This window comes from Novosphingobium sp. EMRT-2, from assembly GCF_005145025.1.
Taxonomy (GTDB): domain Bacteria; phylum Pseudomonadota; class Alphaproteobacteria; order Sphingomonadales; family Sphingomonadaceae; genus Novosphingobium.
The window spans coordinates 3645167-3668042 of sequence record NZ_CP039695.1; the positions used below are offsets into that span (position 1 = coordinate 3645167).

Annotated in this window: 27 protein-coding genes, 1 tRNA gene and 1 pseudogene; 22 read left to right on the forward strand and 7 right to left on the reverse strand. The window is 63.0% G+C overall.

Translation table 11 applies throughout. The annotated features are described in order from the left end of the window. Window positions 1-45 precede the first annotated feature (45 nt). Entirely contained in the window at window positions 46-516 is a 471-nt protein-coding gene (gene nikR / locus FA702_RS17630; RefSeq protein WP_136957157.1) for a nickel-responsive transcriptional regulator NikR, read from the reverse strand. A gap of 174 nt (window positions 517-690) precedes the next feature. Between nikR and FA702_RS17635 the strand changes: the two genes are divergently transcribed. The 3 genes from FA702_RS17635 (at window position 691) to FA702_RS17645 (ending at window position 4399) form a co-directional block, all read left to right on the forward strand. Then, window positions 691-1251 carry an HdeD family acid-resistance protein gene (locus tag FA702_RS17635; protein ID WP_136957158.1) on the forward strand — a complete coding sequence of 187 codons (561 nt, stop codon included), beginning with the start codon at window positions 691-693 and terminating at the stop codon, window positions 1249-1251. Between the two features lie 243 nt (window positions 1252-1494). Further along, window positions 1495-3900 carry an endopeptidase La gene (lon, locus tag FA702_RS17640; protein WP_136957159.1) on the forward strand — a complete coding sequence of 802 codons (2406 nt, stop codon included), beginning with the start codon at window positions 1495-1497 and terminating at the stop codon, window positions 3898-3900. Window positions 3901-4126: 226 nt separating this feature from the next. Then, a complete protein-coding gene (locus FA702_RS17645; RefSeq protein WP_136957160.1) occupies window positions 4127-4399 on the forward strand; it encodes an HU family DNA-binding protein in 273 nt (90 codons plus the stop codon). A gap of 126 nt (window positions 4400-4525) precedes the next feature. On the opposite strand, the gene FA702_RS17650 is transcribed toward FA702_RS17645, so the two are convergent. After that, window positions 4526-5377, reverse strand: a complete 852-nt coding sequence (locus tag FA702_RS17650; protein WP_136957161.1) for a hypothetical protein — start codon at window positions 5375-5377, stop codon at window positions 4526-4528. 19 nt (window positions 5378-5396) lie between these two features. Continuing rightward, on the reverse strand, window positions 5397-6239 hold the full coding sequence (gene rlmB / locus FA702_RS17655; protein WP_136957162.1) for a 23S rRNA (guanosine(2251)-2'-O)-methyltransferase RlmB: 843 nt from the start codon (window positions 6237-6239) through the stop codon (window positions 5397-5399). Between the two features lie 179 nt (window positions 6240-6418). On the opposite strand from rlmB, the gene FA702_RS17660 reads away from it, so the two are divergent. Then, window positions 6419-6504 (forward strand) — tRNA-Tyr (locus FA702_RS17660). Between the two features lie 20 nt (window positions 6505-6524). On the opposite strand, the gene FA702_RS17665 is transcribed toward FA702_RS17660, so the two are convergent. Then, entirely contained in the window at window positions 6525-7760 is a 1236-nt protein-coding gene (locus FA702_RS17665; RefSeq protein WP_136957163.1) for a site-specific integrase, read from the reverse strand. Between the two features lie 2 nt (window positions 7761-7762). Next, window positions 7763-8368, reverse strand: coding sequence for a hypothetical protein (locus tag FA702_RS17670; RefSeq protein WP_136954496.1), 606 nt, complete (start codon window positions 8366-8368; stop codon window positions 7763-7765). Window positions 8369-8478: 110 nt separating this feature from the next. On the opposite strand from FA702_RS17670, the gene FA702_RS23575 reads away from it, so the two are divergent. From FA702_RS23575 to FA702_RS22840, 16 genes are all read left to right on the forward strand, one after another. Beyond that, window positions 8479-8694, forward strand: coding sequence for an AlpA family transcriptional regulator (locus FA702_RS23575; protein WP_136957170.1), 216 nt, complete (start codon window positions 8479-8481; stop codon window positions 8692-8694). Between the two features lie 3 nt (window positions 8695-8697). After that, window positions 8698-8880: a hypothetical protein gene (locus tag FA702_RS17680; RefSeq protein WP_136954497.1), complete on the forward strand. Its 183-nt coding sequence runs from the start codon at window positions 8698-8700 to the stop codon at window positions 8878-8880. Continuing rightward, window positions 8873-9070, forward strand: a complete 198-nt coding sequence (locus tag FA702_RS17685; protein ID WP_136957164.1) for a hypothetical protein — start codon at window positions 8873-8875, stop codon at window positions 9068-9070. Before FA702_RS17680 ends, FA702_RS17685 begins: the two co-directional genes overlap by 8 nt. Window positions 9071-9120: 50 nt before the next feature. Then, window positions 9121-9267 (forward strand): hypothetical protein, encoded by a 147-nt coding sequence (locus FA702_RS22830; RefSeq protein WP_168195958.1) that lies wholly within the window; start codon window positions 9121-9123, stop codon window positions 9265-9267. Then, complete coding sequence (locus tag FA702_RS22835) at window positions 9254-9700, forward strand: hypothetical protein (protein ID WP_168196105.1); 447 nt, start codon at window positions 9254-9256, stop codon at window positions 9698-9700. The genes FA702_RS22830 and FA702_RS22835 overlap by 14 nt, the downstream gene beginning before the upstream one ends. Further along, window positions 9684-11732, forward strand: a complete 2049-nt coding sequence (locus tag FA702_RS17690) for an AAA family ATPase (protein ID WP_168196106.1) — start codon at window positions 9684-9686, stop codon at window positions 11730-11732. The genes FA702_RS22835 and FA702_RS17690 overlap by 17 nt, the downstream gene beginning before the upstream one ends. Beyond that, window positions 11716-12165: a DUF5681 domain-containing protein gene (locus tag FA702_RS17695; RefSeq protein WP_136954500.1), complete on the forward strand. Its 450-nt coding sequence runs from the start codon at window positions 11716-11718 to the stop codon at window positions 12163-12165. The genes FA702_RS17690 and FA702_RS17695 overlap by 17 nt, the downstream gene beginning before the upstream one ends. Beyond that, complete coding sequence (locus FA702_RS17700) at window positions 12155-12376, forward strand: hypothetical protein (RefSeq protein WP_136954501.1); 222 nt, start codon at window positions 12155-12157, stop codon at window positions 12374-12376. The genes FA702_RS17695 and FA702_RS17700 overlap by 11 nt, the downstream gene beginning before the upstream one ends. Before the next feature lie 226 nt (window positions 12377-12602). After that, window positions 12603-13316: a recombinase family protein gene (locus FA702_RS17705; protein WP_136954502.1), complete on the forward strand. Its 714-nt coding sequence runs from the start codon at window positions 12603-12605 to the stop codon at window positions 13314-13316. A gap of 978 nt (window positions 13317-14294) precedes the next feature. After that, on the forward strand, window positions 14295-14756 hold the full coding sequence (locus FA702_RS17710) for a hypothetical protein (protein WP_136954503.1): 462 nt from the start codon (window positions 14295-14297) through the stop codon (window positions 14754-14756). 9 nt (window positions 14757-14765) lie between these two features. After that, window positions 14766-15650 carry a hypothetical protein gene (locus FA702_RS17715; protein WP_136954504.1) on the forward strand — a complete coding sequence of 295 codons (885 nt, stop codon included), beginning with the start codon at window positions 14766-14768 and terminating at the stop codon, window positions 15648-15650. Window positions 15651-15768: 118 nt separating this feature from the next. Beyond that, window positions 15769-15951 (forward strand): hypothetical protein, encoded by a 183-nt coding sequence (locus FA702_RS17720; protein WP_136954505.1) that lies wholly within the window; start codon window positions 15769-15771, stop codon window positions 15949-15951. Between the two features lie 90 nt (window positions 15952-16041). Then, the gene (locus FA702_RS23580) at window positions 16042-16413 is read left to right on the forward strand and encodes an HK97-gp10 family putative phage morphogenesis protein (RefSeq protein WP_370385519.1); all 372 of its coding nucleotides are present in this window, start codon (window positions 16042-16044) and stop codon (window positions 16411-16413) included. A gap of 11 nt (window positions 16414-16424) precedes the next feature. Beyond that, window positions 16425-16874, forward strand: a complete 450-nt coding sequence (locus FA702_RS17730) for a hypothetical protein (RefSeq protein ID WP_136954507.1) — start codon at window positions 16425-16427, stop codon at window positions 16872-16874. Beyond that, window positions 16867-18576: a tape measure protein gene (locus FA702_RS17735; protein WP_136957166.1), complete on the forward strand. Its 1710-nt coding sequence runs from the start codon at window positions 16867-16869 to the stop codon at window positions 18574-18576. Before FA702_RS17730 ends, FA702_RS17735 begins: the two co-directional genes overlap by 8 nt. 22 nt (window positions 18577-18598) lie before the next feature. Continuing rightward, complete coding sequence (locus tag FA702_RS22840; RefSeq protein ID WP_168196107.1) at window positions 18599-18772, forward strand: hypothetical protein; 174 nt, start codon at window positions 18599-18601, stop codon at window positions 18770-18772. 217 nt (window positions 18773-18989) lie between these two features. Here the strand turns inward: FA702_RS22840 and istB are convergent, their stop codons facing one another. Further along, window positions 18990-19799 (reverse strand): IS21-like element helper ATPase IstB, encoded by an 810-nt coding sequence (gene istB, locus FA702_RS17740; RefSeq protein ID WP_009823666.1) that lies wholly within the window; start codon window positions 19797-19799, stop codon window positions 18990-18992. Beyond that, window positions 19799-21258, reverse strand: a pseudogene (gene istA, locus FA702_RS17745) (IS21 family transposase). Before istA ends, istB begins: the two are co-directional and overlap by 1 nt. A 334-nt stretch (window positions 21259-21592) precedes the next feature. On the opposite strand from istA, the gene FA702_RS17750 reads away from it, so the two are divergent. Continuing rightward, window positions 21593-21970 carry a hypothetical protein gene (locus FA702_RS17750; RefSeq protein WP_136957167.1) on the forward strand — a complete coding sequence of 126 codons (378 nt, stop codon included), beginning with the start codon at window positions 21593-21595 and terminating at the stop codon, window positions 21968-21970. Continuing rightward, a complete protein-coding gene (locus FA702_RS17755; RefSeq protein WP_136957168.1) occupies window positions 21867-22655 on the forward strand; it encodes a hypothetical protein in 789 nt (262 codons plus the stop codon). The genes FA702_RS17750 and FA702_RS17755 overlap by 104 nt, the downstream gene beginning before the upstream one ends. Window positions 22656-22876 lie beyond the last annotated feature (221 nt).

Below are 22876 nucleotides of genomic sequence, written 5' to 3' on the forward strand. Positions count from 1 at the left end.
GCCGCTGCGTGGCCGAGCGCCGGATTTGTCGGCGCGGTCGGGGTGCTAAAGCGTGGGCGACAGATGCTTGTGGCCGTGGTGGACGTGGTCGTCCGCATGGTCATGGCTATCGTCGGGCTGCACGCGCAGCAGGTTGATCGCGCCGAACCGCACGCCCCGTTCCGACCGGATGGCATCGGCGAAGGCGCGCACGGCCTGCGTCGGACCTTTCAGGATCACGCTTTCAAGACTGTGGTAATGATCGAGGACCACCGTGGTCCGCGCTGCGACAAGATCATGGTGGGCGTGCTGCATTTCCGCGAGGCGTTGTGGCAGCGCGCGCACGCGATGCTCCACGACATAGGACAGGTTGGCGACGCAGTGCTCGCCCGTGTGCGCTTCGCCGTGCCACTGTTCCAGCCCGCCGCGCACCAGATCGCGCACCGCCTCCGAACGGCTGGTATAGCCTTTTTCGCGTGCCATGTTGTCCAGCGAGGTGGCGAGGGTTTCGTCGACGGATATGGTGATGCGCTGCATGGCGGGGTCACGATGCCACCGGCGCGCGGGCCAGACAACCCGCCGCTGTCCTTTCCCCGCAGGCGCCCGCGGTATGGTCGCCGCCCTTTTGATCGATGCCAACGCCACCGGGAAAAAAGCTGCTAGGGTGGCGCCTTCGGATTCGCCGTATCACCGCATCGGGAGCCGCTTCGCATGACACAGATCATAGGTAGCAGCCTGTTTGTCGATGACCGCCCTGGCCGGGCCTGGGGATGGTTTGTGGGTGTGGGCGTGGTGCTGGCCATGCTTGGCGCGCTCGCGTCGGCCAATCTTATGTTCGCCACGCTGGCCGCGACCATCACCGTGGGCGTCATGATGTTCGCGGGCGGCGTGTTCCAGCTTGTCCATGCGTTCGGCGTGCGGCGTCAGGGGCGGACATGGTGGTGGGCGCTCTCGGGCCTGCTCTACATTGGCGCGGCGCTGGTCACGCTGGCCGATCCGCTGTTCGTTGCGGGCGTGTTGACGCTGTTGCTGGCGGCGAGCCTTGCCGCATCGGGGTTGGTGCGCGCCTATGTCGCGATCGCCACGCGCGAGCGGGGCTGGGGCTGGCTGCTGCTCTCCGGCCTCGTCAGCATCGGCGTGGCGCTGGTGCTGGCACTTGGCTGGCCGTGGAACACGATCTGGGTGCTGGGGCTCGTGCTGGCGGTGGACCTGTTCCTGCAGGGCTTCATGCTGCTTCTGGCCGGTTTCGCGTTGCGAACGGTCCGCCTCTGACCAGGCCTCTGGATGGTCCTGTGGATAAGCCTTTGCTGGCTTCCATGGTGGCCCAGGCGCGGGGTGTATGGCCGAGGCGGACCGGGAGGTTACGGGTTTGCCGTGCGAACAGGCGATAGGCGCGCGGGCTGAAAAGCACCGATCCACAGCCGTTATGCGTTTTGCCATTGCGGGCGCGGGAATGCCCTCCCATATCCTGCTCAAGCCCGGCGCCCTGATCCGGGACAGACGGAAAAGTTGCTGATGAATCTGTACCCCTTGCTTCCCCTGCGCGACATTGTTGTCTTTCCGGGCATGGTCGTGCCCCTGTTCGTCGGTCGCGCGAAGTCGGTCGCGGCGCTGGAAGCCGCGATGGCGGGCGAACGCGATATCTTCCTGCTCGCCCAGCTCGATCCCGGCTGCGACGATCCCGATCGCGACGACCTTTACGACACCGGCGTGATCGCCAAGGTGCTGCAACTGCTGAAGTTGCCCGATGGCACCGTGCGCGTGCTGGTCGAAGGCACGAGCCGCGCGCGGCTGGAAGCGCTGACGCCCGAAACCGGCGCCAACGGCGAAGTGCTGATGGCGCAGGTGGAGATCATCGACGCGATCGAGGCCGAAAGCACCGAGATCGAGGCGATGATGCGCCAGGTCGTCGAGCAGTTTGGTGAATATGCAAAGCTGTCGAAGAAGCTTTCGCCCGATGCCGCTGGCCAGCTTGGCGAGATCACCGAAGCGGGCCCGCTTGCCGACGCCGTTGCCGGTCAGATCGCGGCCAAGGTGTCCGACAAGCAGGCGCTGCTGTCCGAGAACGATCCGCTCAAGCGGCTCGAGATGGTGCTTTCCTTCATGGAAGGCGAACTCGGCGTGCTCCAGGTCGAAAGGAAGATCCGTGGCCGCGTGAAGCGGCAGATGGAGAAGACGCAGCGCGAATATTACCTCAACGAACAGTTGAAGGCGATCCAGTCCGAACTCGGCGGCAGCGACGATGGTGAAGCCAACGAGATTCAGGAACTGCAGGACAAGATCGACCGGCTCAAGCTGCCCAAGGAAGCGCGCGCCAAGGCGCAGGCGGAGCTGAAGAAGCTCAAGACCATGCAGCCGATGAGCGCCGAGGCCACGGTCATCCGCAATTACCTCGACGTGCTGCTGGGCCTGCCGTGGGGCAAGCGCAGCAAGCTGAAGAAGGATATCGCGGCGGCGCAGTCGGTGCTCGATGCGGACCACTACGCGCTCGACAAGGTCAAGGACCGCATCGTCGAGTATCTGGCCGTGCAGGCGCGCACCAACAAGTTGAAGGGGCCGATCCTGTGCCTCGTCGGCCCTCCGGGCGTGGGCAAGACCTCGCTGGGCAAGTCGATCGCCAAGGCCACCGGGCGCCAGTTCGTGCGCCAGTCGTTGGGCGGCGTGCGCGACGAGGCGGAAATTCGCGGCCACCGGCGCACCTACATCGGCTCGCTGCCGGGCAAGATCGTGACCAACCTGCGCAAGGCGGGCACCTCGAACCCGCTGTTCCTGCTCGACGAGATCGACAAGCTGGGGCAGGACTTCCGCGGCGATCCGGCGTCGGCGCTGCTCGAAGTGCTCGATCCCGAACAGAACGCCAAGTTCCAGGATCACTACCTCGAACTCGACGTGGACCTGTCGGACGTGATGTTTGTCTGCACCGCGAACAGCCTCAACCTGCCGCAGCCGCTGCTCGATCGCATGGAGATCATCCGGCTCGAAGGGTATACCGAAGACGAGAAGGTCGAGATCGCGCAACGCCATCTGGTGGGCAAGCAGGTCGAGGCGCACGGATTGAAGAAGGGCGAGTTCGAACTGACCGAATCCGGGCTGCGCGACCTGATCCGCTATTACACCCGCGAAGCCGGCGTGCGCACGCTGGAGCGCGAGATTGCCCGGCTTGCGCGCAAATCGCTGCGCCAGATACTGGAAGGCAAGGCCAAGGCCGTCACTGTGACGCCCGAAAATCTGGCCGACTATGCCGGCGTGCGCAAATTCCGCCATGGCGTTTCCGACGAGGAAAACCAGGTCGGCGCGGTGACCGGGCTGGCATGGACCGAAGTGGGCGGCGAACTGCTGACGATCGAAAGCGTGACGGTGCCGGGCAAGGGCGGCGTTCGCACGACCGGCAAGCTGGGCGAGGTGATGAGCGAGAGCGTCCAGATGGCGTTCAGCTTTGTCAAGGCGCGCAGCCCTGCCTATGGCATCAAGCCTTCGCTTTTCGCGCGCAAGGACTTGCACATTCACCTCCCCGAAGGCGCGGTGCCCAAGGATGGGCCAAGCGCGGGCATCGGCATGGTCACCGCGATGGTTTCGACCCTGGCCGGCATTCCCGTCCGCGCGGACGTGGCGATGACGGGCGAGGTGACCTTGCGTGGCCGCGTGCTGGCCATCGGTGGCCTGAAGGAAAAGCTGCTCGCGGCGTTGCGGGGTGGCATCAAGACCGTGCTGATCCCGGAAGAGAACCGCAAGGATCTGGCTGAAATTCCGGCCAATATCCGGGAAGGCCTTGATATCATTCCGGTAAAGCACGTGGATGAAGTGCTGGCGCTGGCGCTGGCGGCTCCGTTGGAGCCGATCGAGTGGACCGAGGCGGACGATCTGGCGAGCCAGCCGGGAGCCGCTGTGGGAGGCCAGCCGGCTTCCACCACCGCGCACTGACGGACCCCTTCGCGGGACGTCCGCGAAGCCGCAATCATCAGGGGGCGCATCTCCGCATGGGGGTGCGCCTTTCCTTTTGCGGGAAATGCGTTGGTTTTTGAGACAAATTCAACGTTTCTCGTTGCTTTTGTCTTTGACAGCGGATTCTTTCTCCGCTCAATTCCCGCGCACCCGAAAGGCGATTCCGAAACCGCAGTTTTCCCAAGAAAAGGTAGGGGGTTCCGCAATGAACAAAAACGATTTGATCAGCGCTGTCGCCGATGCCAGCGGCCTCTCGAAGGGTGATGCCACGAAGGCGGTGGAAGCCGTTTTCGAATCCATCTCCGGGGCGCTCTCGAAGGGCGACGAAGTGCGTCTGGTCGGTTTTGGCACGTTCTCGGTCGCCAAGCGCAAGGCTTCGACCGGCCGTAACCCGCGCACGGGCGAGCCGATGTCGATCAAGGCCTCGTCGCAGCCGAAGTTCAAGGCGGGCAAGGGCCTGAAGGACGCGGTGAACTGATAGCGAGCCGGGCCGCCGGGCGCGAACGGGTCGCGCCGGCAGAAGCCCGGCCATTGCTGGAAGTCTGACCACAGAAAAACCGCGCCGGTCATGTGATAGGCGCGGTTTTCCTTTTGGGGTTGAAGCTTATCGATCGAGCCGGATCAGCGCCGTCGGCATCGCGGCTGACCGGGCATCGACTTTCCAGTCCAGCCGCTGCCCGGCCGGATCGGGCCTGGCGCCTTCGTCGGTGTTGTTCGCCAGGATCGCGCCGTCGGTATGCAGCGTGAACGTGCCGTCCATTTGCGGCAAGGTGGAGCCGCCGCCCTTGGCCTTGTCCTTGGCCACTTCCGCCAGCATCGCCATGAGCGGGGATGCCGAGGCGCTGCTCGCAAAGGCGGGGGCGTCGATCCGCACGCTGCCATCGGCGCGGCGGATCATCGTGACGAAGGGCATCACCGCCGGCATCCGTTCGATCATGGGAAAGCTGAAATCGTGGTCGAGCCGACCGCTGACGGCATATTCCACCTCGAACCGTCCGTCGCCGCGATTGATCACCGATTTCCAGCCCGCCTGGCGTGACAGGCGTTCCGCGAACGCATCGGCGGCTTTCGGATCGGACGGGTCCAGCCCGCCAAGCCACGCCTTGGCCATGCGTTCGTTCTCCGCGTCGCGTTGCGCTGCCGCGGGCAGCGCGACGTCCCACGCGGCGCGCTGGGCGTCGACTTCGGCCTTGGTGCAGGGCCGGCTGGCGTCGCTGCCCTCATCCCGGCAGGGAGAAGGGGTGAACGGCTTCTTCTCGCCCACGCCGGACGGCTTGTCCTGCGCCAGCTTGGATAGCGGAAGCAGGAATATCTCCCCCTTGTAGCTGAAGCTGAACGTGCCGTCGCGGTGCAGGGTCAGGTCTGATCCGAACTTGCCGGGCAGCAGCATGCAGGCGGCCAGCACCAGCGATGTCAGTATCAGCAGCGCGCTGGCGACCAGACGTTTCGTGCTCACGGGCTCTCTCCCTTTCGGTTCAGTCGGCTGCACGCGTGGCGATCGCGTAGAGCGCGATCGCGGCGGCGTTGGACACGTTCAGGCTTTCGATCGCCGAGGAGATCGGCAAGCGCGCGATCGAATCGCAATGCTGCGCCACGTTGTGCCGAAGCCCTTCGCCTTCGGCCCCCAGCACCAGCGCGACGGGGCCGGTCGGCACCGCCTGCGGGAAGGCATCCTTGCCATCGCCATCCAGGCCGATCCGCCAGTATCCAGCTTCGGCGATGCTTTCGAGCGCGCGGGCGAGGTTCACCACGCGCACCCAAGGCACCGTTTCGAGCGCGCCCGAGGCCGATTTGGCCAGCGTGCCCGATTCGGGCGGGGCATGGCGATCCTGCGTGACGATCGCCGCCACGCCGAATGCCGCGCAACTGCGCAGGATGGCGCCCACGTTGTGCGGATCGGTGACCTGGTCGAGCAGCACCAGCGTCCGGCCGTCGGCCTCGTCCAGCACGTCGTCCAGCGCCACGTCGTCCAGCGGCAGGCATTCGAGCACCAGGCCCTGGTGCGGCGCGTCGCGCGCCACCAGCCGGCCGAGATCGGCGGCCTGGGCATATTCCACCGGCAGCGACGCGGGCAGTTCGGCGTCGTGATCGTCGAGCATCGCCTGGATCGCCTCGCGCGTGCCCCACAGTTTTTTCGCCACGCGATCGGGATTGGTCAGGGCCGCTTCGACGGCGTGGCGGCCCCACAGGCGCACGGTGCCCTGGCTGCCGCGTCCGCTACCCCGTCCGCCCTGCATCCGCCCCGCGCGGCCGCGCAGGGCGCGGCCCTTGCGCTGTCCGTCTTGCCGGGCTTCGCGATGATCGTGGGGAGCGGCCATGGAGAGTACCTTTATGCTGGAATGCGAAAATATCGTGTGCCTCCTGCCAGTCGCCCCATTGACAGGCAAGCGATGCTTCGCCAAAGGGGCCGCCTCTCGGCCGGACGGCCCCTTCGCGGGGGTCTCAAATCAGAGGCGGACCCGTTTCCGGGGAACCCTCGCACCGGCAGCACTGGTGTGGACAGGTGGCCGAGTGGTTAAAGGCAGCAGACTGTAAATCTGCCCGCGCAAGCGTACGCTAGTTCGAATCTAGCCCTGTCCACCACCGGCCTTTCCTTAGCAAAATCAGCCTTTTGCAAGGGAAAGGCGCGGTTTGCGCCGTGGGGGCGAATCGGTGCCCGTGTGTAGTTCTGGTGCAATCGTGTCGAGAAAACCGGTCTCGATGGCCTCAATCGACTTGTCGATATGATCGTCGGTCAGGTGCACATACCGCATCACCATCGCGAGCGTCTTATGCCCGCTGATTCTCTGGATCGTGGGAAGGTCCACGCCAGCCATGACAAGGCGGGTAATCCCGGTGTGGCGCATGACGTGCGGCGTCACCTTTGCAGGGTCCAGCTTGGCGCGAATGACTGCCCGCTGAAACTGGCGGTCCATATCGCGGCGGTGCGGCGTCTTGGTGTCGTCGCGGGTGGCCGGGAACAGCCAGACCTCACCCTTCGGCCGGCGCTCACGTTCCTTGCGCAGCGTGTCGGCGAGCGTCGCCGTGATAGGTTGGACGCGCTGGCCGGCCTTCGCCCTCGGAATGTCGATTCGCCTGCGGTCAAAGTCGATGTCGTCCCATCGAATGCGCAGGATTTCGCTATGCCTCATGGCGGTGTTCAGACCGATTGCGACAAATAGCCAGGTCGAAGCGTCCTGATCCCCTGCGGCCCCTTTGAACAAGGCTTCGGCGTTGGCCTCGGACAAGACCACGATCTTCTTGCGCGGTTCCTCGGCCTTCTCGATCTTGGGCCGGTCTGTGTCCTTGATCCATTTCCAACCGACCATGGCCGTCATCATGTGGGAGAGGGTCGCAAGCTCTCGGTTGACCGATGCCAGCTTGGCGCCGTCGTCCAGCCGCTTGCGCTGGTAGTGCTTCACCAGAAAGGACGTGATCTTGTCGGCGCGGTGCTTGCCGAAATAGGGCGATAGGTATTTGTCCACGTTCCGCCGCTTGTTGGGCAGGTCGTGGAATCCCTTCTGTCCCTCGGACAAGGTTTCCTCAAGGCGTTGTAGGTACTCCGTCGCGGCCTCTGCGAATGTCCTGTGCGTCTTGCGCCCGGTGGGCAGGTCAAGGCGATCCTCTCGGGCGCGCGTGCGCAACGTCTCGATGGCTCGCTCTGCCTGCTCTCTGGTCACGCCCTCGCTCTCGCGGCCGATGACGCGGTGCACGCGCTGCCGATCGATCATGACGTTGACGCTGTAACGAACGTCGCCGCTTGTCAGCCGCTCGGCGGTTATGCCGTGTTCATGGATGCGCTGGCCCTTTTCGAGCGCGCGAATCGCTGGGCGGGTGAGGCGGGAGAATTTAAGCGCCATACTTATTCGTCAGCGTAATGCTGAAACAATGGAATGTCTGTCGTACCGGGCACCTCAATTGCAAGCGCTTCTCGAAGGGAGCGTATGCGGGCCGCGCTGTCGATAAGCAGGCCAGGACATCCTTGGGCAGAAGACAACACTTGCGCCAAGTCAGCACCGCAACTGTATGCGGTATGGGTCGGGCTATCTGCGCTCGGCGTGGTGTCACTATCCGAGGACAGGTGATCAAGCGCGTTGATGCGCAGGTGCATATAGAATGCGCGCCCCTCGATCGCCATCTTTTCGGAGAAACGGCCAGTACCATCACTGGCGTATAATGGAGCAGTAGCGAAGCGGGCCGCGATGAGGGCAGGCGGGATGCCTGCATTGAGCATATCTAGGTAGAGTTGGAATTCGCAGATCTGCCATGTGGAATAGGCGGCGCGGCTTCCCCGTCCGGTGTTAGTGCCGGCAGGCAAACCCAACTTTTGCAGTTGTTGCAAGCGCGCGACGAACGTCTTGCGCTTCCCATCGGCGATACCGAATGCGCGGGCTAGCACAGCCTCCACTTGCTTGAATGAAAATGCCGGAGAACCTTCCGGAATGAGGCGGTAGCTTTCGGTAGTCATCGGCGTACTCCAGATTTCTACGGATACCTATCCGTTTTCTCTTGACCGCGCAACACGGAATCGCATAGCTCCGTATCACGGATACTAGTCCGTTTCCGTGGAGATCGATGATGAGTGCTTCCTTTGAACAAGTCCGGGTGAGGGTTCTTCCGGATGGCCGTGTTTCGCGATCGGACGCTGCGGCTTTCTTGGGTCTGACCCCAAAAACGCTGGCAGACTACAAGTCTCGTGGGATTGGACCATGTCCTCGTAAGGTCGGGGGCAGGGTGTTTTATCGCCTCATTGATCTCGAAGCATTCCGAGATACCGGCGCACGGGAGGCTTGAGCAATGCCCCGAAAGCAAAACCCGACCGCCAAGGGCGACCGGGTTCTGTGGAATAGCTTGGCCGGCGGTTCCACCGAAACCCTTACTCTCTCCGCCTATCGCGCTCAATACCTGATCGGTATCCGCCCGGAACTCGCCACGATGGCAGCCGCGCTAGCGTTCGGGGGAGGTGCCTATCATGGCTGATCCCTTCCTCCGCTTCCCCGATGCCGCACGCGCCTTGCTGGCGGTCGATTCCCTGTCCGAGAAGGAAGGGCAATTCTGCGGCGGCCTAGCCTATCGCACCGCACCGCTCAGCGAAAAGCAGGCGAACTGGCTGCGCATCCTGCTCGCCCGGCATGGTCTGCCCGCACTGGCAGAGGGAGGCGACGAATGAAGGCGCGCCGGCCTTCTCAGAGCAAGCAGATCACGCAAGCCGGTAATCGCATGGCAGCCCTCACCGCCGTAGCCCTGTGCCGTCTCGACAAGCTCGATGCCGGTCTGATCGCGCGATGCCATGGCCTTACACTGTCCGAAGTCGAGGATATGATTGCCGCGCGTCGAGAGCGGGAGGCAGCGCATGGGCTGGGCTGACCTCGAAACCTCACTGGACCCACAGCCACTGTTCCGCGTGGAAGGGCCGGACGGGGAACGCAGCTGGTCTGAGATCGAGCGGGTCGTGCGCTTCCGTCGCCTCATGCGCGATCTGGCGCCAGCCGTACTGGTCTGCGCAATCCCGAATGCCGGGCGGCGCAATCCAAGACAGGCGCGCCGCGAGGGCATTCAGGGCGGCGCTTTCGACTATCTCGTCGCCTGGGGCATCCGCCAGATCGCGTTCCCCGAGTTCAAGGGCTACGATGCACGTGGCCGCGCCGGCACGCTGTCCGATGCCCAGATCGACTGGGGCAACCGGATGTACCTGCTCGGGCATCACGTCGGCTGCTTCTTCCGTCCCGAGACTGCGATCGGCTGGCTGCGCGATTGTGGCGCACCGATCAGAGGGGGCGAGCATGGCAAGCGCGCCTGACCTTCGCTCGATCGCGGCGGCCCTTGGGGGCGAGGTCAGCGGGAATCGCGTCCTCGTACCCACTGACGGGCATTCCAAGCGTGACAGGGGGACGGTCATCACGCTGAACCCGGACGCCCCTGACGGTGTTCTCGTACACAGTTTCAACGGTGGCGATGCGCTGGCCGTGAAAGATGAACTGCGCCGCCATGGCCTGCTGCCAGAGCGTCCAGAAAGGCAGGGTATGCCTAAGCCGCAATGGCGGGAAACCGGCTGCTACGAATACGACGATGGGGTTGGCAACACGGTCTATCGGACCAAGCGCCTGGAAGCCACGGGTCATAACAAGCGGTTTGTCGCAGAGCGATTCGAAGCCGGCCGATGGGTCAACGGCCTCGGTGCCCTGCCCCGCGTTCTCTATCGTCTGACCGATCTGCAGAATGCTGTCGCGATAGCGAAGGACAAGGCCAACGAACCGCCTCTTGTCTATTTCGTGGAAGGCGAACGCAAGGCCGACAAGCTCATCTCGATGGGGTTTGTTGCCACGGCCATTGCCTTCGGGGCGAATGGGTGGCAGCGAGAATATGCTGATGCGCTGGCGGGCCTGTCCGTGGTCGTGCTGCCCGACAATGATGATCCGGGCCGCAAGTTTGCCGAGACGGTCAAGGCGGCGGTGGAAGATGTGGGCGGTACAGCCTGCATCGTCGATCTGCCGGGATTGCCCGCGAAGGGCGACATCATGGATTGGAATGGCACGGCGGACGATCTGCGCACCCTGACGGACAAGGCGCTATCCGGTTCGTTGATGCCGCTGCCAATGCTCGATCTTGCAGCGCTCGCCTCGCGCCGCGCGGAACCCGTGCGTTACGTCATTGAGCGCATTGCACCGGAAGGTGAGGTTACACTGCTCTACGGACCAGGCAGCGCCGGAAAGAGTCTGTTGGGTCAGCAATTCGCAACATGTGCGGCGGCGGCTATACCGTGCCTTGGTTTATCAGTGGCGAGCGGTCCTGCGATCTATCTCACGTGCGAAGATGACGAGAACCAGTTGCATTGGCGCCAGCAACATCTTTGCGAGGCACTGGGAATTGAAATGTCGGCTCTGTCCGGCAAGCTGTTCCTGTCGAGCCTTCGCGGCGAGCTAGGCAACGAGCTGGCGAACTTTTCTGGCGACGGCCAGATGAGTCTGACGCCGGCTTATCACCGTCTTGTCGCGACTCTGCACGCGACCGGCGCCCGGCTAATCATCCTCGACAACGTAGCCCACCTGTTTACGGGCAATGAGAACGATCGCGGTGACGTGACGCGCTTCGTCAACGTGCTGAACCGGCTTGCCATGGAGACTGGAGCGGCGATCATCTTGGTCGGCCATCCGAACAAGGCTGGCGACGAATGGAGCGGCTCGACCGCATGGAACAACGCGGTACGCTCGCGGCTTTGGCTTGAGCACGACGAAGAAGCCGACGTGCGGACCCTGTCATTGCCAAAAGCGAACTATAGCCAAAAGGGCGATGTCGTGCGCTTCCGGTGGCTGGACTGGGCGTTTGTGCGCGATGAGGACATCCCACAGGATCGGCGCGAAGCGATTGACGATGTCATTCGCGCCAATGCCCAAAATGCGGCCTTCCTTGCCTGCCTGGATATACGCAATGCGCAAGAGCGGCCGGTGTCGGAAAGCCCTGCCTCCCGGACCTATGCCCCAAAGGAATTTGCGGCGATGGACGAGGCGAAGGGCTTCAAAAAGCCTCAACTTGAGGCCGCGATGGATCGCCTCTTCCGCAATGGCGAGATCGAGGTGGGGCTAGTTTGTCGGACAGGCAGAAAGGATCGCTTCGGGGTTCGTCGGGTGTGCGCTGACCTGCGCGCCGACCCCGCGCCCACACCGTGCGCCGACCCCGCGCCGACCCCGCGCCGACCCGCGCCCCCACACACACCCTATACTACGTATAGGGAGGGCGAGGCCCTTGGGGCCGCCTCGCCCTCCTCTCCGGACGGAGAACTGGACTGGTCGGATTCAAACTCAGGAGCCGCTTGGCATGACTACGCCCGCTGATAATGCACCGAAAAAACAGCGCGGGCGCCCGTTCCAGAGGGGCCGAAGCGGCAATCCCGCCGGCAAGGCGAAGGGAACGCGCAACCGGGCGACCATGGCCTGTGAGGCGCTCCTCGACGGCCAGACGGAACAGTTGACGCAAAAGGCAATCGATCTCGCGCTGAAAGGCGACGTGCAGGCCTTGCGGATCTGCATGGACCGGATCGCGCCTCCGCGCCGCGACCGACCTGTCGTGTTCGAGTTGCCCAAGGTGGAGGCTGCGGCTGATCACCCCGTGGCGCTAGCCGCGATCATGGCAGCAGTGGCGTCAGGCGACCTCACGCCGACCGAAGGCCAATCGCTCGCAGCGATGTTGGCGGAACACAGGAAAGCACTGGAGACAGCCGACATCGAGACGCGGCTGGCGGCATTGGAGGCAAACAATGGCAGGTGAGATGCGGCGACGGCTGATCGCACTCGAACGCAGCTCGAACAGCAGCGATCGGCGCCCCAGCCAGATAGAGATCGACGCTGCGGTGGCGAGATGTGATCCCGACCGGGTAGAAGGGAGATTGGTTGATGCCTATCGCCATGTGCTCAATCACGCGGCCCCTTGGTTGTCCCGGGTAATGCTGCACAGCGATCCCGAGGATTTACTGCTGTGAGCCGCGATTTCACTCGGCGGCTTGTGTCGCTCGAACGTCGTAGCCCCGATGGCGATGGCGTCCTCGTCGTAATTGAGGGAGGCTGGACGAAGATATGCTACGGAGGGAAGGCCGTGTTTGCACTGCCGAACAATGGGCGTGAGAAATGACCGTCCGGGACGCTGCTTGCTCAGCCTTACAAATTGGCGTAACGAACGTTAGCCAGATTTGTAAGGATAGCGAGACCATGCGGGCAGTGGCTTATTACCGTGTTTCGACGGCTGCGCAGAGCCGTTCCGGATTGGGTCTTGAGGCTCAGAGGGCAGCCGTGGAAAGCCTATGCTCGTCGCGAGGGTGGGAACTGACTGCGCCGCCCTTCACGGAGGTCGAGAGCGGGAAGCGTGACGATCGGCCGGAACTCGCGAAGGCTCTGCACCGCGCCAAGGTGACCGGCGCAACGCTGGTGGTTGCCAAGCTGGACCGCCTCTCACGCAACGTCGCGTTCCTCGCAGCACTGCAGGAGAGCGGCGTCCGGTTCGTCGCTGCGGACATGCCTGAGGCGAACGAACTCACCGTGCACATCATGGCTGCGGTGGCCCAGGCTGAGCGCAAGGCAATATCGAAGCGCACCAAGGAAGCCCTGCAGGCCGCAAAGGCGAGAGGCACATTCACAAAGGCCAATGGTGATCCGTACAAGTCAGGCCAGCGCCTCGGCAACCCGAACGGAGCTGCCGCGCTACAGCGCGCCGGGAAGGGCAATGGAAAGGCAATCGAGACTGTGCGGGCCGAAGCCGCCCAACGGGCTGAGGAGCTTCGCCCGATCGTCGATGACATGCGCGCTCGGGGTATCGACACGCTGTCAGGGATCGCGGCGGGCCTGAACGAAGGTGGGTTCGTCACCCCGCGCGGCGGTAGGTGGCATGCGTCGAGTGTGCGCAATTTGGTAGCGCGGCTGGCCTGAACCCTGGTTCCAAGCGGACACGATCGCGTTGGCTTCGCGGATGATGGCGTCGTGGGCGCTTTCCGGCTCGATAGCGGACTTGATGTCCACGACTTTAGGCTTGGGGTTGAGCGCGCGGCGCACCGTTTGCGTATTCAGGCCTGTGGCCTCTGCTACTTCCGTGACGATCGCCTTTGGTCTGCCAACTGGGCGCGATAATTGTTTATCATTTTGACAAACAATTACCTCATCCCGCTGCCTCTCCAGCAATTCCGCATACCGCCGGATATGCTCGTCGCGCTGCTCTTTGGTCAGGTCGCAGCGGTGCAGGTTCTCCGCGATCTCGCATAGGCCGCCCTGCTCTTTCCCGCCCGGCGGGGGCTGGCGATTTCCACTATCCAGCACTTTTTAGTGGCGGCCGCCATGTCTGGAGACGGCCGGTGGTGTCGTGCGTAGACATATGCCCACACATGAACCGCGAATCGTCGGAAAGCTTTTGACGGCGGTAACCGTCACGAGCGCGGCCCTGCACCAATATCGGCATGCTGGAATGCCGACGCTCAGACGGACGAGTTCACGACACCGGCACTATCCGCCCACGTCGGCCTTGCCCCCGTGATTTTCGGGAAACCTACATCAGGCTCGGTTGGGACGGAATCGTCGAACACTACCGGGCGAATTGGCGTTGCATCCGCCGATGGATCAACGAATGCGGGAGGGAAGAGTTGAAGAAGGCGCGGGCGGACTATGTGCGCGAGCGCGGGAGAAAGATGTTGCACACAGTTCCGGTAGACCAGTGCACGGCGGACAGGGTTGCGCGCCGGGGGCATATCGTCCGCGAAACACTGTCGTCCCGATGCTGAGCATTCGGCATTTTTCATTCTGACGGCGGTAAAACTAACTGCACTGACAAGCAACGCTCCTCCCGTTCGGCACTCCGCCGACCGCCCCATGTCCGGTCACAGTGATCGGCACCGGGCCAGCCAGGAGAAGACGCCAATGTCGTTTATCGACCCTCACGGTAAGACCGTCCCCCCGCACATCGCCCTTGATGCTTCCGGCCAGCTTCGCGCTGGTTTCCGTCGCGCTGCGGCTATTCTCGCCCCCGGCGAGAAAGTTTCCTTCGATGCCACTGTGCATGATGCTGCACCTGCGGCGGGAGTCGTCTTCCTGACCGACGCGGGCAAGCCTTTCATTTCGCCGTCGCAGGCTCGCCAGGCGGAAATCATGGCTGATATTGCGGCCACGTCCGCAGCCCTGCGGTACGTCAATGACCAGAATGTCGCGCAGAGCGTGGCAGCGGCCATCGCCGATCGCGCCACCGGTTCCCGGGCTGAGGATGTCAGTGCAATCCGCGATGCCCGCTATACTGGCGCTGCGGTTGCCGCCTCCGCGCCATCGAGGGCGTTCGCCGACAATTCGCACGTCGTCTCCGCCATCCGCGCCGCGCGCTACCTCTGAGGTCCCGACATGGCAAAGCCCCTGAACGAGCGCCTCACCAAGGCGCTGACCAATGCTGCTGCGCGTAGCGCTGAACTTGAGGCCCTGATCGGCGAGGCAACCGCAGAACGCGAGCGCCTCAGCGGGATCATGGCGCAGGCCAACGATGACGCGTTGAACCTTGGCCTCAGCGATGAGGATCGTGACGCAGCCGGCGCCCGCGCCGATCGCGCCCGCCGCGACATCCTCGCGATGAGCAAGGTGGTCGCCAACCTTGAGACCATACTCGCAGCCCGTGTTGCGTCGGAGCAGAAGCAGGCAGTGGCCGGCCGCCGCGGCGAACTGCTTGCGGAACGTGATCGCATCGCCGCGGCCTTGCGCGCCGAATGGCCCGACATCGAAGCGCGCATTGTCAGTCTGCTGTCTGCGGTGACCAGCAACGCGTCCGCGATGAAGGCCGCCGGCATCTACGAGGCGGATGCGGAGGCGGTGGCGCGCGACCTTCCCGGAAACTTCACCAAAGGCTCACTGCTATTCCGGCAGTTGTCCAAGATCGCGCTGCCATCCTTCGCCAACGGGCATGAACTGGCGTGGCCTGCTCCTGAGCGACCGGCGAAACACTGGACCGAACAGGTTGCCGAAGGGCGGAAAAGGCAGGTCGAAGCCCAGCGCCGCCAAGATCGGGCAGAGGCCGAAGCATGGGCGGGCTACTCCGTTTCCGCAGGCGCGATCAAGCAGATGACGGAAGTCAAAGGGCGCGATCCCAAAAGTGGCGTCGAGACGGGCTTCACGCTCTACCCTGAGGACATCATCGGCGCATTTCGCACTGACAACAGCGCTCGCACGATCCGGCTGCACGCAAATGCAGCGGAACGGCTGCGCCGCCTGGGTGCGAGCATCGAGCCGGTTTCATGATCAGTTTCCGCGCGGTCAGTTTTGATCGTCTTCCCGCTGCGGAGTCGGGGGCAGTCCAAGTACCGGGCTGCCCCCGGCGCACCCAAGGTTCCTTACAGCACGCAGGAAAGGAAACCGTATGTCCAAAGTCCTCAAGGTCTTATCGGTCGTAGCGACCATCGCGTCATTCATTCCGGGCATCGGTACGGCCATAGGTATTGGCGCGAAGGCGTTGATGGCGATCGGCGTCGAGCGCTTTGAGGTTCTCAGCTGGGGCGATAGGGTTGGCGAGGTGATCCGGCCGATGGGAGTAGCGGCATGAAGGGGCGCTACAAGCATCTCCTCTCCGTGGCGGCGAATATGGAGCATGTTTGCCGTGGGTAGGGGGCCACGCGATACCTTTCGCGGCCGGATGCACGGCTATGGGTCTAGCGGTTTCTGGAAAGCCGTTGGCGAAGGCCTCTACGAATGTGCGGATCACGTTCGCGCGGAAGCTCACCGGTCAATCACAGCGGGCTCGCAATCCGGTAAGAACCATAAGCCATCCGCGCCGGGTCAGCCTCCAAACAATGACACTCGCACCCTGGCTGATAGTGGTCACGTCGTCCAGCCCGGCCCGACTGAGGCGCGTGTAGTCTTTGACGCCCCTTATGCTGATGATCTCGAATTCGGCACGTCGAAGATGGCTGAGCGTCCGTTCTTGCGACCAGCGCGCGACAAATTTCGTCCCAAAGCCCTTGAAGTCCTCCGCAAGCGCATAAACGCGGCGCTCCGGACAGAATGAAGGATTTGCACATGACCTATCCCACTGAAGTTACCATGCCCTTTGCCGATGGATCGTACAGGTTTTTCTTGCCCCAAAGGCAGGTTTCTGAGTTCGAAGAAAAGCACGGAACCATCTGCGGGCTAGAGTTTAACTTGCGTTCCTGCATTATGATGAATGGGGAAGGTCACGCTATTTTCTCTGGAGGCGGCGCCGCTGAAGCTCAACAAATTCGTGATCTGATCCGCGCCGCGTTGATCGGCGGAAACAAGGCGGTGGTTGACGACAAAACCATCGAGGTCGGTCCACAAGCAGCACTGGCACTGGTAGACAGGTACGTCTATCCGGCCCGTCCTCTCGGCGAGAGTGCGGCATTGGCTTGGCGAATTCTTGGCGCCGCGATCTACGGGAATCAATTGGGAGAAGTCGCGGCGAATACCGCTGCCGCCGATCCGCAAAAGGCGGGCCAAGCCGATGAGTGAGGTCGACCCCCTCATCTTCGAGTTTCAAGCCCGGGTGAATGGCTATCTGTCCGATCTCCGCTCCACAACCACATCAGTAGACAAGATGCTTGGCCTACAAGAGGCGCGCTACAAGCACCTTGAGGGCGAGATCAGCCGTTCCAGCGGGGAAATATCCTCGCACATCAAAGGACTGGCATCCGGATTTGCCGCGTACTTCTCGGGCCGCGAACTGGTTGGCCTGCTCGATGGGTTCACGCGCCTTCAGAATAACCTGAGAGTTGCAGGCGTTGCCGGCGACCAGATGAAAGAGGTTCAGGACAGGCTCTTTACGTCTGCGCAGAAGTACGGCGTCGAGTTGGAAGGGCTGTCCTCCCTGTTCTCGACCCTGACGCAGGCCAGCAAGGAACTTGGAGCAACGCAGCAGCAGATATTCGGGATCACCGATGCCGTATCCGCTTCGCTCAAGATTCAGGGATCGTCCGCCGAGGAAGCCCAGGGCGCATTGCTCCAGCTTGGGCAGGCCTTGCGCGGCGGGAAGATTCAGGCCGAGGAATACAATTCGCTGCTTGACGGCATGTTTCCGCTGTTGGAAGCGGCGGCGGCCGGCTCTACGCGCTGGGGCGGCTCGGTCGCCAAGCTGACCGCCGATGTCAAAAAGGGCACCGTCACCAGCCAGGAATTTTTCACGGCCATTCTGGATGGCTCGAAAATCCTTGAGGATCGGGCGGCGAAGGCGAGCCTTACGCTATCCGCCGGGTTCACCACGCTGAACAATGCCCTTACGGTTTATTTCGGGGAAGCCGACAAGGCCAACGGTGTGTCTGCCGCGCTGGGCACAGCAATGAGCAAGATCGCCGATAATCTGGATACGCTGATTCCGGCGCTGGCGGTGATAAGCGGGATCATTGTTGCCAGGTACGCAGCCGGGCTCGCGGTCGCAACGGCTGCCACGATCGCGAAAGCTGCCGCTGATGAGCGCGCCACACAGACTGCTGCGGCGCACGCGGCGATGCAGGCGCGTTTGAATTCAGTCATGCTGGGCACATCGGTGAGTGCAGAAGCCGCAGCGGCTTCAGTGACCTCCCTGAGTGTAGCATCCGGCCTTGCGTCGCGCGCGGGAACAGGATTGCTTGGAGTATTCGGCGGGTCTCTCGGGCTGGCTGTAACCGCTTTGACGGTGGCTGTAGGTTACTTCGTAGTCAAATCAGCGGAGGCGTCGGCTGCATCCGAAGAATTGGCAAGAAAGGCGGAAGAAAGCCAGGGCAAGCTTGAACGTCTGGTTTCTAAACTAGACAAAGCCGGCATCAAAACTGAAGATCTGACGCGTGCGGCACAGGCGGCCGTGCCGGGAATAGACAGCGCAGCGGCAGCCTATGACCGGGCTGCGAAAGCGGCTGAACGATTGGCGGAAAAATCTGGCTTGGCGGCAATCAAAATGGCGCAGATGCGCATTGTCGAAGAGCAAGAGAGGCAGCGGGACCTGAAGAGCCAGCTTGATCGGGCAGGCACCTCACGCGGCGGAGCGTCGCCCGCTTTGGTTATCTTCCGGGGCAGGACAACCAGGTTCAAACTATTGAAGGCCAGATTCAGGCCTCAAAACAGGAGGAAGCGCGGCAGCGCGCGATCCTCATTGGCGTTTCTAGAGCCGCTCAGAATGGTATATCCCTTGAGGATACGCCAACGCCAGCCACGCCAATTGCTGGCAAAACGAAAAGGCTAAGAAGCCAACTGGCCCATCGGCCATGGAGATCAAGGCCCGCTTCGACGAGGAGATGGCCAACCTCCTGCAACAGACCAATTCGGCCTACGGTTCGGTCGCAACGTCTGTCGAACAGCGCGCCGAACTGGAAACCCGTAATGTGGAACTCGCTCGCTGTAGCGCGACGATTACGGAGTCCGGTCGGCGTCAATTATGATGGCCGATAGGTGGCCGCGCCGGTTGGTGAATTCTGGCTACCATTTGCTGTTGCGGGGAGCAACCGTCGAGCGACAATTACGACGCTGGGTAATTGTCGCTGACGCTGGCCGGAAGCGAGGGTCTGAAGCGCATGGGATGGTTGGCATGTAATTGCCGCTGGCGACAATTACCCGTTGCCTCAGCAAGGGTGCTCCCGAGCGCGAAGCCAGCGACAATTATGATGGCCGGTCCGGGGCGCCATTCGGCGGGTCGTAATCGCCGGCGTTGATACGGGCGACGGCGGAACGTTTGCGGTAGCTTTCGCCGTTCATCTCGATGATGATCGAGTGGTGCACGAGGCGGTCGATCGCGGCGACAGTCATAGCGGGATCAGGGAAGACGTTGTCCCATGCCGAAAATGGCTGGTTGGCGGTAATGGCGAGCGAGTGGCGTTCGTAGCGGTGGGCGATGAGCTCGAACAAGGCGCTGGTCTCGACCTGGTCCTTGCGGACGTAGGACAGATCGTCGAGCACGATGAGATCGAACTTGTCGAGCTTGTCGAGCATGGCGGGTAGGCTGAGGTCGCGGCGCGCGGACTGGAGCTTCTGGACCATGTCGGTGGTGGAGCAGAACAGGACGCGCCGCCCCGTGTCGATGAGGGCATGACCAATGGCAGCAACTGCGTGCGTCTTGCCGGTCCCGCTCTGGCCGAACAGCAGCAGGTTGCCGCCGCTCTCGATCCAGTCGTCACCGGCGGCGAGGGACAAGAGGTGCGGTTTGCGGATGCCGGGGGCTGCGTCGAAATCGAAGGTGGCGAAGGTCTTGCCTGCGGGCAAGCCGGACTGGTCGCGATGGCGCTGGATGCGCCGGGAGGAGCGATCGGCCATCTCGATCTCGAGAAGCGAGGCCAGCAGGTTGGCGGCCGGCCAGCCATCGCGATCGGCGGTGTCGGTGAGGCGCTTCCAGTTGCGGTTGATACTCGGCAGGCGCAAGGCCTTGAGCAGGGTAGGCAGCACGGCGGCGGCCTGGTCCTTGGTGCGGGTCATCAGTACACCTCCCCGCTGGCGATCAAGCTGTTGTAGCTGTGCAGATCGGGAGGCGGGATAGTGACATCGCGCTGCGATCTTGCGGTTGGCAGGAACTCGTCCCTGAGCGCATCGACATCGGGCAAGCGCCCTCTGTCGAGTGCCTCATCGATCCGCCGGGCCAGCACGTCGACACAGTCGCCCCTGGCGGCGATATCGAGCAGCGCGACGGCATCGCGGCAGGCCTGCCGTCCATCGAGTTGGGCATCGAAGGCTTGCCAGGCCCGCCGGTAGGCGTGATCGGGGAACAGGGCTTCGCGGTAGACGAGGTTGCGCAGCGCACCAGGCTTGCGGCGCAGGTTACCGATCATGTGCCGGAAATCGATGCTGTGCCCCCGGTGGGGATGGCTGATCCGCACACGCGGCGTGGACATTACCCTGTCCGGACCGAGGAAGAGCTCAATGCGATCGTCAAAGAGATGCGCGTTGAGGCGCCGTCCGACGAGGCGGGAAGGCACCGAATAGGTAACCCGATCGATGGCGACGGTGCCGTTGCGGGTGACATCGACGGTGACCATGGCGAAATCGGTGGTTCGCCTTGCGGGCAGCGCCTTGAGTACCCTGCGTTCTGCATCGATGTGCGCAGCATGCCGCCGGTTCTGTCTGGCGACCTGCGCCTCAACGAACTCGCGCCAGGCCTCGATGCTGACGAAATCGCGGCTTCCCCGCCGGCGTAAGGCCTGATCGAGCCGTCGCTTGAGATGGGCATGGGGACCTTCGATCGATCCGTTCTCGTGCGCCTCGCCGCGGTTGTTGCGGGTAGCGAGCATGCCGTAATGACGGCACAGCTCGTCATAGCTTCGGGTAAATCCCGCTGCGCATCGGCGTCGAGGTTTTTGTAGGCGGCTGACAGGGAATCGCTGCGGTGTTCGGCCGGCGCGCCGCCCAGCTTCCACAAGGCATCCTGCAGGTGCTCCGAAAGGGCGGCAAAGCTCTCCCCGCCCAGCACGACAGCCGCATGCTCCCAGCCACTCGCCGCCAAGCGGAAGTGGTAAAGGCGATAGGCCAGGGTCTCGCCGGCAACGGTGACCTTGAGACTGTCGCATACGTGAAATCCGACAGGCCCTGCCGACCGGCTCATGATGCTGCGGGAAGAAGATCTCCTTCTCGCCGCCGTGCAGTGCCCGCCAGCGGGCGATCCGGCGTTCAAGTGTTCGTCGTATCGCATCGGGAACAGCATCCTCGCCGAACTCGTTCCTGGAGCGTCTCGAAGACCGTGACGGCAATGATACCGTCGATCTGGAGCAACTCCTCGACGCGTGGCCAGAATGGCTCGAGCGGATCGGCGCGGGTGCGCCAGTGGCGCTCCTTCTTCTTCTGGGACGGAAGCTGCGGATCGTTCTCGATCCGGCGTGCGCTGCGCTCGCTGATACCGGCCTTGGCAGCCGCGACGGCCTGGTGTTTGGCGACGATGGGTCATGAAGAGAAATACCTGCTGATCGGAAATGTGGTGGCCCGGCATCGCAAACCCATCGCTCGTTGTTCGATGAGTGTTCCGATACCACCGCCGCCACAGCCCCGATCAGCCCCCCGAAAGAAGGGGAAAAAGATCGCCACCGGTTGTCTGGTCCGCTCTCCGGTCGGGCTACGCCCCTCCCTACGATCAGCCCAGACAACCGATCCTACCGGCCATCATAGTTGCCGCTCAACCGGCCATCGTAGTTGTCGCCACGCACGCTCGCATCCGGACGCGAGCGGGAATCAACGCCGACAAGCACTACAGCGATGCGCAGAAGGCTGCCCTGAACGAGCAGGTGGAATACCTTGCTGAGGCGGAGCGGCAGAGGATCGAATTCCAGAAGCGCGCTGAAATCGAGCGTGACACCGCAGACCTCGCTGACCAGCAATACAACATCCAGCGGGATGCATTGCAGGCGCAGGGTGATCTTGCCGACAGCGCTGCTGAACGAAAGCGTATCGCGCTCAAGATCATTGATCTAGAGGATCAGTACCAGCGATCGATGCTGGAGACGGTCAAGAACTCGCAGACCGCCAGCGATGCGGAGAAGCGACGCGCAGAAGCAGCGCTTGCGGCGCTGGACGGGCAAACCGCAGCAAAGCGCACCTCGGCGTCACGCGCTAACGAAACGCCTCTCGAATCGTACCGTCGCAGGCTCAATCGATCGTCTTGATGCCATCAACGAAGATGTCGAGGGATATGTCGTCGATGAACTCAACAGCGTCCGCGACAGCATCCGCAGCGCCGTGGAGAAGCAGATCGGGATCAAGGACCCTCTGATTTCCAGCCTGCTGAACCTGCTGATCGAAGACGTGTTGATGAAGCCTATTGCCGCTGCGCTGGACAAGGCGCGTGCCGCAAGCGGTTCCAGCGGTATTCTCGGAGGGCTTTTCAGCGCCGTTGGCTCCATTTTCGGCGGCGGCTCCGGCATCGGCACCGGGGCAACGAGCTTTGCCTCTACCACAGCATCCTTGCGCGCCGAATTCGGCCGCGCCTCAGGCGGTTACGTCAACGCCGGACAAGCCTACCGCGTGAACGAGGCCGCCTCTCCGGGGAGGGTGGAAGCCTTCGTCCCGCAGGACAGCGGCAAGATCATCCCGCTCGGTCAAATGAGCCATTCGCCCCATGGCCGCGCAGTCGGCAGCCCCGGTGGCGATCAAGCTGTCCCTGACCGAGGACCTGGACGCGAAGATCGACCAGCGCGCGGCGGGGGTCGCGGTGGAAGTCCACAAGCAGGCGTTGCCGCAGACGGTGAAGGCCGCTGCCGATTACACCATGGCGCGAGCAAGCCGGCCGCGAACCTGACGGCAAAGGAAACACGATGCAGAATCCCACAAATGACGCCAGCCTGGCGATAGCGCAGAAACTTCAGGTCGACGCCGGGGAGGTGGCGGGCATAGTTATGGAATGGTTCATGGCAGCCGCTGAGCGGGAAGGGCGTCCAGTTAACCAATCCGACATAGGGGAATTGATTGCCCTCTTTCTCGCCGCCGCATGGGAGTGCGCAAAGAGGAATCTATCGGATGATCCTGTCGCCGGAGCTACCCGGTATGCGAATCTACTCCGCAGCCATGCTGAC